The sequence below is a fragment of the Streptomyces sp. NPDC093591 genome (assembly GCF_044764885.1).
In the GTDB taxonomy this organism is placed as follows: Bacteria; Actinomycetota; Actinomycetes; order Streptomycetales; family Streptomycetaceae; genus Streptomyces.
Map to the genome: position 1 here is coordinate 59382 of NZ_JBIWIY010000028.1, position 14882 is coordinate 74263.

14 protein-coding genes are annotated in these 14882 nt (G+C 70.2%); all 14 read left to right on the plus strand.

The window, feature by feature from the left end; genetic code table 11:
- The first annotated feature begins 89 nt into the window (after nt 1-89).
- The 14 genes from ACIREI_RS42485 to ACIREI_RS42550 all read left to right on the plus strand — a co-directional run bounded on the left by ACIREI_RS42485 (nt 90) and on the right by ACIREI_RS42550 (nt 14860).
- A complete protein-coding gene (locus ACIREI_RS42485) occupies nt 90-248 on the plus strand; it encodes a hypothetical protein (protein WP_403345257.1) in 159 nt (52 codons plus the stop codon).
- 74 nt (nt 249-322) lie between these two features.
- A complete protein-coding gene (locus ACIREI_RS42490; RefSeq protein ID WP_403345259.1) occupies nt 323-754 on the plus strand; it encodes a VOC family protein in 432 nt (143 codons plus the stop codon).
- Nucleotides 755-843: 89 nt separating this feature from the next.
- The gene (locus ACIREI_RS42495) at nt 844-1431 is read left to right on the plus strand and encodes a TIGR03086 family metal-binding protein (RefSeq protein ID WP_403345261.1); all 588 of its coding nucleotides are present in this window, start codon (nt 844-846) and stop codon (nt 1429-1431) included.
- Between the two features lie 40 nt (nt 1432-1471).
- The gene (locus ACIREI_RS42500; protein WP_403345263.1) at nt 1472-2242 is read left to right on the plus strand and encodes an MBL fold metallo-hydrolase; all 771 of its coding nucleotides are present in this window, start codon (nt 1472-1474) and stop codon (nt 2240-2242) included.
- Nucleotides 2243-2410: 168 nt separating this feature from the next.
- Complete coding sequence (locus ACIREI_RS42505) at nt 2411-3079, plus strand: GntR family transcriptional regulator (RefSeq protein ID WP_403345265.1); 669 nt, start codon at nt 2411-2413, stop codon at nt 3077-3079.
- Complete coding sequence (locus ACIREI_RS42510) at nt 3076-3984, plus strand: dihydrodipicolinate synthase family protein (RefSeq protein ID WP_403345267.1); 909 nt, start codon at nt 3076-3078, stop codon at nt 3982-3984. Before ACIREI_RS42505 ends, ACIREI_RS42510 begins: the two co-directional genes overlap by 4 nt.
- Nucleotides 3981-5717: an L-arabinonate dehydratase gene (gene araD, locus ACIREI_RS42515; protein WP_403345269.1), complete on the plus strand. Its 1737-nt coding sequence runs from the start codon at nt 3981-3983 to the stop codon at nt 5715-5717. The genes ACIREI_RS42510 and araD overlap by 4 nt, the downstream gene beginning before the upstream one ends.
- A 192-nt stretch (nt 5718-5909) precedes the next feature.
- Nucleotides 5910-6845: a carbohydrate ABC transporter permease gene (locus ACIREI_RS42520; protein ID WP_403345270.1), complete on the plus strand. Its 936-nt coding sequence runs from the start codon at nt 5910-5912 to the stop codon at nt 6843-6845.
- The gene (locus ACIREI_RS42525; protein ID WP_403345271.1) at nt 6842-7738 is read left to right on the plus strand and encodes a carbohydrate ABC transporter permease; all 897 of its coding nucleotides are present in this window, start codon (nt 6842-6844) and stop codon (nt 7736-7738) included. Before ACIREI_RS42520 ends, ACIREI_RS42525 begins: the two co-directional genes overlap by 4 nt.
- On the plus strand, nt 7735-9285 hold the full coding sequence (locus ACIREI_RS42530) for a polysaccharide lyase family 1 protein (protein WP_403345272.1): 1551 nt from the start codon (nt 7735-7737) through the stop codon (nt 9283-9285). Before ACIREI_RS42525 ends, ACIREI_RS42530 begins: the two co-directional genes overlap by 4 nt.
- The gene (locus tag ACIREI_RS42535; RefSeq protein WP_403345274.1) at nt 9282-10448 is read left to right on the plus strand and encodes a Gfo/Idh/MocA family protein; all 1167 of its coding nucleotides are present in this window, start codon (nt 9282-9284) and stop codon (nt 10446-10448) included. Before ACIREI_RS42530 ends, ACIREI_RS42535 begins: the two co-directional genes overlap by 4 nt.
- The gene (locus tag ACIREI_RS42540; protein ID WP_403345276.1) at nt 10448-11293 is read left to right on the plus strand and encodes a PmoA family protein; all 846 of its coding nucleotides are present in this window, start codon (nt 10448-10450) and stop codon (nt 11291-11293) included. The genes ACIREI_RS42535 and ACIREI_RS42540 overlap by 1 nt, the downstream gene beginning before the upstream one ends.
- Nucleotides 11290-12792: a family 43 glycosylhydrolase gene (locus tag ACIREI_RS42545; protein WP_403345277.1), complete on the plus strand. Its 1503-nt coding sequence runs from the start codon at nt 11290-11292 to the stop codon at nt 12790-12792. The genes ACIREI_RS42540 and ACIREI_RS42545 overlap by 4 nt, the downstream gene beginning before the upstream one ends.
- A 67-nt stretch (nt 12793-12859) precedes the next feature.
- The gene (locus ACIREI_RS42550; RefSeq protein WP_403345279.1) at nt 12860-14860 is read left to right on the plus strand and encodes a pectinesterase family protein; all 2001 of its coding nucleotides are present in this window, start codon (nt 12860-12862) and stop codon (nt 14858-14860) included.
- Nucleotides 14861-14882: the final 22 nt, after the last annotated feature.

A 14882-nucleotide genomic window follows, 5' to 3' on the forward strand; every position in this document is an offset into this window, starting at 1 on the left:
CCAGCGGGTGGGTGGCAAGGTAATGTGCAGGCAAAGAGGTGTTCGCGGCGGCCAAGAGAGCCGCGACCGGACAAAGTTCGAAGGAGGCAATGGTGTTCGATCTCCGGACCGAGGCGGAAATGAGGCTGTTCTCGGAAAAGACGGCCCGGGAACTCGCTCTGAAGAAGCAGCGGGATGAGGGTGTCGAGTCCGAAGAGTCCACGACCATGGAGACGTCGGCCGCCATTGCCGCGGAGCCGGTCGGCTGACAGCCCGCTCGCAGTACGGTGACGGTCCGTCGGATTCCCGGCGGGCCGTTTTGGCTGTCCGGAGAGGGAAATCGATGAGGACCTTGCACTTCGGCCTGCGCGTCACCGACCTCGAACGATCGCTCGCGTTCTACACGGCCGTCGGCTATGAGGTGATCGGGAGCGTCCCCGACACCCCGTTCGGAAGCCTGACCATGCTGAAGCTCCCCGGTGACGAGTTCGTCAGCATCGAACTCGTCCACGATGCCGCGGGGGGAAACAAGGCCGAGGCCGACGCCGGTGACAGAAGCGTCCTCAACCATTTCGTCATCAAGGTGGAGTCGATGACGGCCACTCTCGGCGAACTCGCCGCGCGGGGAATCGACGCCGAGGCGCCCGTTTCGCCGGACGGATCCGACGACTTCCTGACGTCATGGCTCACCGATCCGGACGGCAACCGGATCGAGCTGGTCCAATGGCCGACGGGACATCCCGACGGCTTCACGAGCGCCGACTGGACGCAATGAGCGGCCCGCCCCACCCGTCAGCGCCACCGATGAGTTTCGCGGCCCCCGACGGTCCACCTCTCAGGAACACATCTGTGAGGAGCCGGCCCATGACCGACACGACCCTCGACCTCGGACCGCAGGCCCGCATCGTGGCCCGTCTCGCGGAGGGCGTCACCGACGATCAGCTCTCGGCGCCGACGCCCTGTCCCGACATGGCGGTGCGCAATCTGCTGGGCCACCTGATCGGCCTGGCTGTCGCCTTCCGTGACGCCGGGCGCAAGGATCTGGGCGTCACGACCGACACCAGCCCCGAGGAGGCCGTACCGGACATCGGGCCGGGCTGGCGCGAGGAGCTGCCCAAGGTGCTCGACGAACTGGCCGAGGCGTGGCGCGCCCCGGAGGCATGGGCCGGCATGACCCGTGCGGGCGGCGTGGACCTGCCCGGCGCGGTGGCGGCGGCGGTGGCCGTGGACGAGCTGCTGATCCACGGCTGGGATCTGGCCCGGTCGACCGGCCAGGAGTACGCCCCCGACCCCACCGCGTTGCAGGCGTCGCACGACTTCCTCCGCGCCGCCGCCGACGAGGGCGACCGGGGCGGCGGCATCTTCGGCCCGGTCGTACCGGTGCCGGAAGGCGCGCCGCTGCTGGACCGGGCCGTGGGGCTCAGTGGGCGGGAGCCCGGCTGGGCGCCGTAATCCCGGGCGCGCCGAGGCGGCCGGGACATACGCTCCCCGCATGTCCGCCCCCATGCCTCTCACCCTCACCCTCACCGTCCTCGGCACCGCGTCGCCGCACCCCGGCCCCGGCCGCCCCTGCTCCGGCTACCTGGTGCGCGGCGGAGGGGCCGAGGTGTGGGTGGACGCCGGCACCGGGACCTTCGCGGAGTTGCAGCGGCACACCGATCCGGCGCGGCTGAGCGCGATCTGGATCTCCCACCTGCACGCCGACCACAACGCCGATCTGATCGCCGCCTTCTACGGCCTGGCCCATGGCGGGCTCACTCCGGACGCGCCCATTCCGGTCTACGCCCCCGCGGATTGCGCACAGCGCCTCGCCGGGTTCTTCGGGCGGCCGGACGCCGGGTTCCTGAGCAGCATCTTCGACTTCCACGCCCTGCACGACGGCCACACCGTCCAGCACGGTGACCTGCTCCTCACCTCGCGTGCCGTCGTCCATGACGTCGAGGCCTACGGGCTGCGGGTGGAAGGCGGCGGGCGGGCCCTCGCGTACTCCGGGGACAGCGGTCCCTGCCCCGCGCTCACCGAACTCGCCCGCGACGCCGACCTGTTCCTGTGCGAGGCCGACATCGACGAGCATCGCGATGGCGAACAGGTTCACCTGACGCCCGAGGACGCCGGAACCGCCGCCCGCCGGGCGGGTGTACGGCAGCTCGTCGTCACGCATGTCGGGCCCACGCTCACACCGGAGTCGGCGACCGTACGCGCCGCCGAGACCTTCGGCGGACCCACCCTCACCGCCCGCGAAGGTCACGTACTCAGTCTCTGAGGCAGTCTCAACTTCCTTTGCCAGAAGCATTGACGAAACATGCGCCCCCTCTTACCTTCATCGCGTCGTACTTCGTACGTCATATATGAGACGCGATACGTGAGATCCCATACCTGAGATCCCATACGCGAGATCCCTGCCGATCCCGCGAAGATCCGAGAGGCGCGCATGACCTCTGTGCCCACGCCGATCCCCTCCCGCACGCAGTACGTGCTGGAGGAGATCAAACGCCGCATCCTCACCGGGCAGTTGACACCAGGTCAGGCCCTGGTCGAGACCGAGCTCGCCGCGCAGTTCGGCGTGTCGAAGACCCCGGTGCGCGAGGCGCTCAAGACGCTGGCCGGGACCGGGCTGGTCGTGATGAGCCAGTACAAGGGCGTCACGGTGCGCATGGTGGACGCGGACATGGCGCGCGAGGTCTACGACGTACGGCTGCTGCTGGAGCCCGAGGCCCTGAAGCGGGCGGTCCGGCGGGGGGCCTCCCTCGACGCCGCCCGGGATGCCCTGACCCGCGCCGACGCGGCCGACGACACCGCCGAACGCTCCCTCGCCAACCGGGAGTTCCACCGCGCCCTCTACCTGCCGTGCGGCAACCCGCTGCTCGGCCGGATGCTCGACGAGGTCCGCGACCAGGCAGCCCTGGTGTCCGCCGTCGCCTGGGCCGCCTCGCCCTCCTGGGAGCGGGAGGCCGGCGAGCACCGGGAGATCCTGCGGCTCGCGCTCGAAGGGGACGCGGACGGCGCCGCGCGCGCCCTGCACGCCCACATCGCGTCGTTCGTCGAGCGGGCCTTCCCCGAAGCGGGTTCCGAGGCCCAGGGAGAGGACGGTCCGGCATGACCACGACGTTCGAGACCCAACGGACGGCCCTGGCCGACGTGGTGGCGATCCCGGTGACCCCGTTCGCCGAGGACGGACGCGTGGACCAGGACGTCCACCGGGCCCTGCTGCGTCGTCTCCTCGACGGGGGCATCACCACCCTGACGCCCAACGGCAACACCGGCGAGTTCTACGCCCTCACCCCGGAAGAGCGCCGCCTCGTCACCGAGTGGACCGTCGACGAGGCCGGTGACCGCGCCGTCATCCTCGTCGGCGTCGGTCACGACGTGCCCACCGCCATCGCCTCCGCCCGGCACGCCCGCGAGCTCGGCGCCCAGATGGTGATGGTCCACCAGCCCGTCCACCCGTACGTCTCCCAGAACGGCTGGGTCGACTACCACCGCGCCATCGCCGAGGCCGTGCCCGAGCTCGGCGTCGTGCCGTACATCCGCAACGCCCAGCTCAGCGGCGCCCGCCTCGCCGAACTCGCCGACGACTGCCCGAACGTCATCGGCGTGAAGTACGCCGTACCGGACGCCGCCAAGTTCGCCGCCTTCGCCCGAGACGCCGGGCTGGAGCGCTTCGTGTGGGTCGCCGGGCTCGCCGAGCCCTACGCGCCCTCGTACTTCTCCGCGGGCGCCACCGGCTTCACCTCCGGACTCGTGAACGTCGCCCCGGCCGTTTCGCTGAACATGATCGAAGCGCTTCGATCCGGCGACTACCCGGCCGCCATGAAGGTCTGGGAGCAGATCCGCCGCTTCGAGGAACTGCGCGCCGCGAACGGCTCCGCCAACAACGTCACCGTCGTCAAGGAGGCCCTCGCCTCCCTCGGCCTGTGCCGCCGCGACGTCCGCCCGCCGAGCCGGCACCTGCCCGAGGACGAGCGCGCCGAGGTCGCCGCGATAGCCGCCGGGTGGTCGATATGACCGACAGGCAGCGAAAGCGCCCCGAGGAGCTTCGGAGCCATCAGTGGTACGGCACCGAGGGCCAACTGCGCACCTGGTCGCACAACGCCCGTATGCGCCAGCTGGGATACGAGGCGGAGGAGTACCGGGGCCGCCCGGTGATCGCCGTCCTCAACACCTGGTCCGACATCAACCCCTGCCACGTGCACCTGCGTGAGCGTGCCGAGGCGGTCAAGCGGGGGGTGTGGCAGGCCGGGGGCTTCCCGCTCGAGTTCCCGGTCTCCACTCTCTCGGAGACGTACCAGAAGCCGACCCCGATGCTCTACCGCAACCTCCTCGCGATGGAGACGGAGGAGCTGCTGCGGTCGTATCCGATCGACGCGGCGGTGCTGCTCGGCGGCTGCGACAAGTCGACGCCCGCGCTGCTCATGGGTGCCGCCTCCGCCGACGTACCGTCGATCTTCGTGCCCGCGGGGCCGATGCTGCCGGGGCACTGGCGCGGGGAGACCCTTGGCTCCGGCACCGACATGTGGAAGTACTGGGACGAGCACCGCGCCGGCAACCTGACCGACTGTGAACTCCGGGAACTCCAGGGCGGGTTGGCGCGCTCGCCCGGTCACTGCATGACCATGGGGACCGCCTCCACGATGACCGCCGCGGCGGAGACCCTCGGCATGACCCTGCCCGGTGCCTCCTCGATCCCGGCCGTCGACTCGGGACACGAGCGGATGGCCGCCGCCTCCGGGCGCCGCGCCGTCGACCTCGCCTGGACCGGGCTCAAGCCGTCCGAGATCCTCACCCGCGAGGCCTTCGAGGACGCCGTCACCACCGTGCTGGGCCTGGGCGGCTCCACCAACGCGGTCATCCACCTGATCGCCATGGCCGGCCGCGCGGGCGTCAAGCTCACCCTCGACGACTTCGACCGCATCGCGCGTACCGTGCCGGTGCTCGCGAACGTCCGGCCCGGCGGACAGACGTACCTCATGGAGGACTTCTACTTCGCCGGCGGCCTGCCCGCCTTCCTCTCGCGGATCACCGACCTGCTGCACCTGGACCGGCCGACCGTGGCCGGCACCCTGGGGGAGCGGATCGAGGGCGCCGTCGTCCACAACGACGACGTCATCCGCACCCGCGAGAACCCGGTCGCCCGCGAGGGCGGGGTGGCGGTCCTGCGCGGCAACCTCTGCCCCGACGGCGCCGTCATCAAGCACATCGCCGCCGAGCGGCACCTGCTCAAGCACACCGGTCCGGCCGTCGTCTTCGACGACTACAAGACGATGCAGCGGACCATCAACGACCCGTCCCTCGACATCACCGCCGACAGCGTGCTGGTACTGCGCAACTCCGGGCCCAAGGGCGGTCCGGGCATGCCCGAGTACGGCATGCTGCCGATCCCCGACCACCTGCTCAAGCAGGGCGTACGGGACATGGTGCGGATCTCCGACGCCCGCATGAGCGGCACCAGTTACGGCGCGTGCGCGCTGCACGTGGCGCCGGAGTCGTACGTCGGCGGCCCGCTGGCCCTCGTACGGACCGGGGACACGATCACCCTGGACGTCGAGGCCCGCCTCCTCCAACTCAACTTGGATGACGGGGAGTTGGAACGTCGCCGGGCCGAGTGGACCCCACCGCCCACCCGCTACGAACGCGGCTACGGCGCCCTCTACAACGAACAGATCACCCAGGCCGACACCGGCTGCGACTTCGAGTTCCTGGCCCGCCCGGGCAAATCCCCAGACCCTTACGCAGGCTGACAACAACGCCCCAAGGGGCGCGGGGAACTGCGCGACCAGCCACAACGAGTCCGCACCCGCCACACCACCGCAAGAGGCACCTCGTATCGCGTAATCCGGCCCACCTCTACCCAACGAGAAAGCGCTTCCTGCATTACGAGGGCACGACCAACGCAAGCCGCACGCACGACGTACCAAGAACGGAGACCAGTCATGGCCCAAGCCGCAGCCGTGGCGAAACCGCCCGCGCCACCCCGGCGACGCCGTGCCTCCGCCACGCCGCGCAGGCTCCCGTATCTGCTGATCGCCCCGGCCGCCCTGCTCATGCTGGGCTTCATCGCCTACCCGGTCATCAGCGTCTTCTACTACAGCCTGCAGGAGTACAACCCCACCAAGCCCTGGCGGAACGGCTTCGCGGGCCTCGACAACTTCGTCCACGCCTTCACCGAGGACCCGCTGTTCTGGGACACGCTGGTCTTCAGCGCCAAGTGGGTGTTCGTCGAGGTCGGGCTCCAACTGCTGTTCGGGCTCGCGCTCGCCCTGATCGTCAACCAGACCTTCGTGGGCCGCGCCCTCGGCCGGGCGCTCGTGTTCTCGCCGTGGGCCGTCTCCGGCGTACTGACCTCGGCGATCTGGGTGCTGCTCTACAACTCCCAGACCGGCATCACCCGTTATCTCGCGGACGTGGGCATCGGGTCCTACGGCACCAGCTGGCTGTCCGACACCTCCACGGTGTTCCCGGCGGCGGTCGTCGCCGATCTGTGGCGCGGGGTGCCCTTCTTCGCGATCCTCATCCTCGCCGACCTCCAGTCCGTCTCGAAGGACCTGTACGAGGCCGCCGAGGTCGACGGGGCCAGCCGGATCAAGCAGTTCTGGCACATCACGCTGCCCCATCTGAAGGACGCCATCGTCCTGTCCACGCTGCTGCGCGCGGTGTGGGAGTTCAACAACGTCGACCTGCTCTACACGCTCACCGGCGGCGGGCCGGCCGGTGAGACCACGACGCTCCCGCTCTACATCGCCAACACCAGCGTCGACGCACACAACTTCGGCTACGCGTCCGCCCTGACCACGGTCGCGTTCGTGATCCTGCTCTTCTGCTCGATGGTCTATCTGCGGCTGAGCAAGTTCGGAGGTGAGGACAAGTGAGCGTCAAGGAAGCCACCAAGGCCGTGCCCGCCCCCGTGCGTGCCGCCCCCGAGCCGCCGCGTCCGTCGAAGAAGAACCGTTCCTGGGACGAGGCTCCGCGCTGGCAGATCTACCTCCCGCTGTCGATCTACCTGGTCTTCACCCTCATCCCCTTCTACTGGATCCTGCTCTTCTCCCTGCGCCCGGCCGGCTCGACCTCGCTCGTGCCCTGGCCGATGACCTTCGACCACTTCGAGAAGGTCTGGACGGAGCGGGCCTTCGGGACCTACTTCCAGAACAGCGTGCTGGTCGGCGTCGCCACCCTGCTGATGACGACCCTCGTCGCCCTGGCCGGCGGCTACGCCCTCGCGCGCTTCAACTTCAAGGTCAAGCGCGCCTTCATGCTCGCCCTGCTGTGCTCCCAGTTCGTGCCGGGCGCGCTGCTCCTGGTGCCGCTGTTCGAGATCTTCGCCGAGCTGCAGATGATCAACTCGCTGGGCAGCGTCATCATCGCCGAGACGGTCTTCCAGCTGCCGCTGTCGATGATCCTGATCAGCAACTTCATCAAGAACGTGCCGTACTCCCTGGAGGAGGCGGCCTGGGTCGACGGCTGCAACCGCTTCACCGCCTTCCGGATCGTCGTCCTGCCGCTGCTGCGGCCCGGTCTGATCGCCGTCGGCTCCTTCGCCTTCGTGCACTCCTGGAACCACTTCCTGTTCGCCCTGATGTTCCTCAACAACCAGGAGAAGCAGACCATCCCGGTCGGCCTCAACACCCTGATGGGCGCCGACAGCGTCGACCTGGGCGCGCTCGCCGCGGGCGGCATCATCGCGGCCGTACCCGTCGTGATCGTGTTCGCCTTCATCCAGAAGTGGCTGATCACGGGCTTCAGCGCGGGGGCGGTGAAGGGATGAGGAGCCGAAGGGGACTGCAACTGGCCGTCGTCGCCGGGATGCTGGGCCTCGCGTTCAGCGCCCCGGCCGGGGCCGAGGCCCGCGACATCAGCCGCGACACCCTCGCCCCGAACGACGGCTGGGCGGCGGCCGGCGGTGGTACCACGGGGGGTTCCACCGCCGAGCGCTCCGCTGGAAGTGCCGTGATGGGCGGTGGATCGTCTGCGGCGCCGTCGTGGCTGGTCGCTCCCCCACTCTCGGCTTCGCTCGAGCGGGGGGACCCCCATCGCGGCGGAGCCGCATTTCGATACAGCCCCGCGCCCCTTTTGGGCGCTGCCGAACCGCTTCGCGACATCAGCCGCGACACCCTCGCCCCGAACGACGGCTGGGCGGCGGCCGGCGGTGGTACCACGGGGGGTTCCACCGCCGCCGACGCCCACGTCTTCACCGTACGGAACCGCAGTGAGCTGGTCCGTGCCCTCGACGGCGGCAGCGCCACCCCGAAGATCATCAAGATCGCGGGGACGATCGACGCCAACACCGACGACGAGGGCGACCACCTGGACTGCGCCGACTACGCCACCGACGGCTACAGCACCAGGAAGTACCTGGCCGCCTACGACCCCCGCACCTGGGGCTCGGCCAAGCCCAGCGGCCCCCTGGAGGAGGCCCGCCAGGCCTCGGCGGCCCGGCAGGCCGAGCGGATCGAGCTGGCCGTCGGTTCCAATACCACCATCGTCGGACTCGGCGACAGCGCGGTCCTCAAGGGCGCCAGCCTCCAGCTCAAGGGCGCGGACAACGTCATCGTCCGCAACCTGGAACTCCGCGACGCCTACGACTGCTTCCCTGTGTGGCAGCCCAACACAGGCGGCCTCGGTGACTGGAAGACGGCGTACGACAACATATGGCTGCGCGGTGCCACACATGTGTGGATCGACCATGTGACCCTCAGCGACAAGGGCCACCTGGACGAGCGGGAGCCCACCTACTTCGGCCGCAACTACCTGCGCCACGACGGCCTGCTGGACATCACCAACGCCTCCGACCTGGTCACCGTCTCCTGGAGCCGGTTCGCCGACCACGACAAGGCGATCCTCATCGGCAACGGCGACACCGCGAGCGGTGATCGCGGGAAGCTCCGGGTCACCCTGCACCACAACGAGTTCGAGTCCGTCGTCCAGCGCGCGCCCCGCGTCCGCTTCGGGCAGGTGCACCTCTACAACAACCGGTACGTCGTCCCGGCCGACGCCCACGACTACCGCTACTCCCTCGGCGTGTCGACCGAGTCCGCCCTCTACGCCGAGAACAACGCCTTCACCACCCCCGGCCACGTCGAGGTCGCCGACCTGGTCAAGAGCTGGAACGGCACCGCCCTCCACCAGACCGGCACCCTCTTCAACGGGTATCCGGTGGACCTGCTCGCCGTCTACAACGCGTACAACTCCGGCAGCGAGCGTGATCTCACGGCCGACGTCGGCTGGACACCTACCCTGCACACAAAGATCGACAGCGCTGCCACGGCCGACCGAGAGGTGGCACGCGGCGCGGGCGCAGGGAGGACCCCATGAGCACTGCCGTACCCATCGTCCTGGCGGGCGCGCGCGGCCACGGTCGCTGGCACCTCGACAACATCCGCCGGCTCCAGGACAAGGGGATCGTCCGGCTGGCGGGGATCTGCGAGCTGACCCCGCTGGGCGCGGACGAACTCCCCGAAGGCCTGGGATCGCCGGAACAGTCCGCCGACTTCGGCGCCCTCCTCGACGCCACCGGCGCGAGCGTGGCCGTGATCTGCACGCCGATCCCGACCCACACCGACCTGGCGTTGACGGCCGCGCGCAGGGGCGTGCACATCCTGCTGGAGAAGCCGCCCGCCCCGTCGTACGCCGAGTTCCGGCGGATGGCCGACGGGGTCGCCGAGGCCGGGGTCGTCTGCCAGATCGGCTTCCAGTCGCTGGGCTCGGGCGCGGTGCCGGCGATCCGGACGCTGATGGCCGAGGGCGCCATCGGGGAGATCGTCGGCATCGGCGGGGCCGGGGCCTGGGCGCGGACCGAGGCGTACTACCGGCGGGCGCCCTGGGCGGGCAAGCGGCGCCTGAACGGCGTCGACGTGATCGACGGTGTGCTGACCAACCCGCTCGCGCACACCGTGGCCACCGCCCTCGCACTGGGCGGCACGGTCCACGCCGAGGACGTCACCGCCATCGAGACCGAACTGCTGCGCGCCAACGCCATCGAGTCCGACGACACCTCCTGCGTCCGCGTCACCACCGCGCACGGCCCGCAGATCGTCGTCGCCGCGACGCTCTGCGCCGAGGACCCGGACGATCCGTACGTCGTCGTGCACGGCGAACACGGCCGGATCACCTTCTGGTACAAGCAGGACCGCGTCCTGCTCCAGCGCGCGAACCACGGCCCCGAGGAGTACGAGTACGGCCGCACCGACCTGCTGGAGAACCTCGTCGAGCACCTCACCGACGGCACCGCCCTGCTGGTCACCCCCGACGCGACCGGCGCCTTCATGAAGGTCGTCGAAGCGATCCGGCTGGCCCCCGACCCGGCCCCGCTGCCGGACGAGGCCTGGCAGCTGCTCCCCGGCGAACCCGACGAGCAGCGCCGGGTCGTGCCCGGCATCGACGGCCTCGTCGCGGCCGCCGCCGACACCCTCGCCCTCTACTCCGAGCTGGGCGCCCCCTGGACGCCCGAGGCACGAACGAAAGAGGTGAGCACCTGATGACCCCCCACGACACCGCGGTGCTGCGCGTCGCGGGCCGCCCGGTCGGCCGCTACGTCACCCGGCCCGAACTGCCGGCCCGGCTTTCCCCGCGCCCGTATCTGCACCCCGTCACCACCCTGGCCGGCACGGCGGTCACCGAGCTCAGCCCCGCCGACCACATACACCACCTCGGCGTCGGTGTCGCCGTTCCCGACGTCGAGGGGCACAACTTCTGGGGCGGACGCACCTACGTCCGCGACCAGGGCCCGACCGAGCTCGACAACCACGGCGCCCAGCGCCACACCGCCTTCCAGCTGCGCGACCCCGACGGCTTCGTCGAGGAACTGCGCTGGGTGGCGGCGGGGGCCGAGCTGCTGCGCGAGCGCCGTACGGTCGCGACCACCGAACTCACCGACTTCGCCTGGGCGTTGGACTTCACCTTCTCCCTGACCAACGTCACCTCCGGCCCGCTGTCGATCGGCAGCCCCGCCACCAACGGCCGCCCCGGCGCCGCGTACGGCGGCTTCTTCTGGCGGGCCCGCAAGGAGGCCTCGGCGCCGGACGTGTTCACCCTCGACCGCGAGGGCGAGCAGGAGGTCCACGGCACCCACGCCCCCTGGGTGGCGCTCACCGGCTCCACCTGGACCCTGATCTTCGCCGGCGCCACCGAACAGACCCGCCGGGACCCGTGGTTCGTGCGCGCCGGAGAGTACCCCGGGGTCGGCTCCTCCCTCGCCGCCGAGGAACGGCTGCCGATCCCGCCCGGCGAGACCGCCGTACGCCGGATCGTCACGGTCGTCGCCGACGGCCGCGTCAGCCGGCTCGAAGCGGCGGCCCTGGTCCGCAAGGCGGTGAGCCCGTGACCACCTACACCAATCCGATCCTCGACGCCGACTGGTCCGACCCGGACGTCGTCCGCGTCGGCGACGACTTCTACCTCACCGCCTCCAGCTTCGGCCGCGCCCCGGGCCTGCCCCTGCTGCACTCCCGCGACCTGGTCAACTGGACCCTGGTCGGGCACGCCGTCGACCACCTCGAACCGGCCGAGGAGTTCGCGGTGCCCCGGCACGACTGCGGAGTGTGGGCCCCGTCCCTGCGCCACCACGACGAACGCTTCTGGATCTTCTGGGGCGACCCCGACCAGGGCATCTTCCAGGTCAACGCCCCCGAGATCCGCGGCCCCTGGACCCGCCCGCACCTGGTGAAGCAGGGCAAGGGCCTGATCGACCCCTCCCCCCTGTGGGACGACGAGACCGGCGAGGCCTACCTGGTGCACGCCTGGGCCAAGTCCCGGTCCGGAGTGAAGAACCGCCTCACCGGCCACCGTATGCACCCCGACGGCACCGAACTCCTCGACGAGGGCAAGCTGATCGTCGACGGCGACCGCATCCCCGGCTGGTTCACCCTCGAAGGACCCAAGCTCTACCGGCACGACGGCTGGTTCTGGATCCTGGCGCCCGCCGGGGGAGTGGAGACCGGCTGGCAGGGCGCCTTCCGCTCGCGCGAGTTCTTCGGACCGTACGAGGAGAGGATCGTCCTCGAACAGAAGGACACCGACGTCAACGGACCCCACCAGGGCGGCTGGGTGCGCACCCCGTCCGGTGAGGACTGGTTCCTGCACTTCCAGCAGCGGGGCGCGTACGGCAGGGTCGTCCACCTCCAGCCGATGCGCTGGGACGCCGACGGCTGGCCGGTGCTCGGCGACGACGGCGCCCCCGTCGCCGTACACCGAGTCCCCGAGCTGCCGCCGCAGCCGCCCGCCGCGCCCGCCACCGACGACGACTTCCCCGGCGGACGCTTCGGCCGCCAGTGGTCGTGGACCGCCAACCCGCAGGACGGCTGGGCCACCCAGCACTCCGGCGACGGCCTGAAGCTGGCCTGCGTCCGCTCGGCCGACGCCCACGACCTGCGCAAACTGCCGAACGTCCTCACGCAGCGACTGCCCGGCACGCCGTGCGCCGTCGAGGTCGAGCTGCGGCTGGACAGCGAGGAGGAGGGGACGCGGGCCGGGCTCACGGTGCTCGGGGACGCGTTCAGCTGGATCGGACTGGAACGGGCGAGCGACGGGACGGTCCACCTGGTGCACCGGTTCGCGGAGGCCGTCGCCGATCGGGAGCGGGACGCCGATCACCCACGGATCGCGCCCGAGGGGCGGGCGCGGCTGCGGATCGAGATCGGCGCCGGGGCCCGCTGCCGCTTCCTCTACGACATCGGAGAGGGCTTGCGACCTTCCGGTCAGGTCTTCGCCGCCACCCCCTGGCGCTGGGTCGGCGCGCTGCTCGGCCTGTTCGCGCTCGTGCCCGCCGGCCCGGGTCAGGCCGGCGCGGCGACCTTCACCCACTTCAGGATCAGCGCCGCGTAACTCACCCCGTACCCCCACACTCACACCCCTTACTCACCCCCACTTGTGAAGCCTGTTGGGAGCCGCAATGACGCACCTCCGTAGCAAGCGCTTGCCGAAGTCCGGCAGAACCCTGGCCACCGTTGTGGGCCTGGTGGCCGCCCTGGTACTCGGGTCGGTCGGGCAGGCGAACGCCGTCGCCGGGGACCCGACGGCCGCCGCCCTCGCATCCTCGGCGTCCGCAGACCGATGGACCGACCAGCCGCACGGCTTCGCCTCCCTCGCCGGTGGTACCACCGGCGGAGCGGGCGGCAAGGTCGTCACCGTCACGGACCAGGCCTCGCTGGCCAAGTACGCGGCGGCCGAGGAGCCGTACATCATCCGGGTGTCGGGGTCGGTCGCCGTCGAGCCCTTCGGCTCGAACATCGTCGTGACCTCGAACAAGACCATCATCGGCGTCGGCGACACCGGCGAGATCGTGCACGGCGAACTGCACCTCAACCCCGGCACGCGCAACGTCATCATCCGCAACCTGACGATCCGCGACTCGTACGTCGAGGGCGACTGGGACGGCAAGACACAGGACTTCGACGCCATCCAGATGGACAGCGTCGACCACGTCTGGATCGACCACAACCGCTTCACGCACATGGGCGACGGGCTGCTCGACATCCGCAAGGACAGCCAGTACATCACCGTCTCCAACAACCAGTTCGCCGACCACAACAAGGCGCTGGGGATCGGCTGGACGGACAACGTCAAGACGCAGATCACCATCGACCACAACTGGTTCGAGGGAACGAAGCAGCGCAACCCGTCCGCGGACAACTGCGCCTACGCCCACCTCTACAACAACTACCTGTCGGCGCAGGTGGCCGACGGCGACCCGGTGTGGACGTACGGGAACTGGGCGCGCGGCAAGACCAGGATGGTCATCGAGAACAGCTACTACGACGGTGTCCAGCATCCCTATCAGGCGGACACGACCGCGGAGTTGGTGCAGCGCGGGTCGATCGTGAAGAACGTCAGCGGGCGGCAGGACGCGTGGGGCGCGGCCTTCGACCCGCGGAAGTTCTACCGGTACCGGCTGGATCCGGCGGCCGCCGTGCCCGCGCTGGTGAAGCGGTTCTCCGGGCCGCAGAAGCAGGTCGGTGACGCGGTGACGCTGCACGTCCCGGGCGAGTACCCGACCGTGCAGGCCGCCGTGGACGCGGTGCCCGACGGCAACGCCCTGCCCGTGACGATCGCCGTCGCTCCGGGGACGTACCGCGCCAAGGTCCTCATCCCCGCGAGCAAGCCGAACATCCTGCTGCAGGGCACTGGACGGGACCGCTCCGACACTGTCATCGTCTTCGACACGCCTGCCGAGTACGGGGGTTCGACGGGGAGCGCCACCGTCCGGATCGCCGCGAACGACGTCACCGCGCGCAACCTCACCTTCAGCAACGACTTCGACGAGGCCGCGGTCGAGCTCAAGGGCGAGCAGGCGCTGGCGATGAAGACGACCGGTGACCGGATCGTCTTCGAGAACACCGCCTTCCTGGGCAACCAGGACACCCTGATGACCGAGAGCCCCAAGCTGACCACCGTCAGCCGGGTCTACATCCGCGACTCGTACATCGAGGGCGACGTCGACTTCATCTACGGCCGGGCGACCACCGTCATCGAGAAGTCCGTCATCCGCGCCCTCAACCGCGGCTCCACCACCAACAACGGCTGGATCACCGCCGCCTCGACCTGGAAGGACAACCCCTACGGGTTCCTGATCACCGACTCGGAGATCGTCAGCGACGCGCCGGCCGGGTCCTTCCACCTGGGGCGGCCGTGGCACCCCGGCGGCCAACCCGACGCGATCGCCCAGGTGCTGATCCGCAACACCAAGCTGCCTGCCGCGATCAAGGGCACGCCCTGGACCGACATGAGCGGGTTCTCCTGGCGCGACGCCCGGTTCACCGAGTACCAGAACTACGGGCCGGGTGCGGCCGTCACCGCGGACCGGCCGCAGATGAGCGACGAGGACGCGCGGACCCACACCATCGCCCGCTACCTCCAGGGCACCGACGGCTGGAAGCCGTACGACTGCCGCTGAGCCCGAGCGCTCCCCTCAGCCC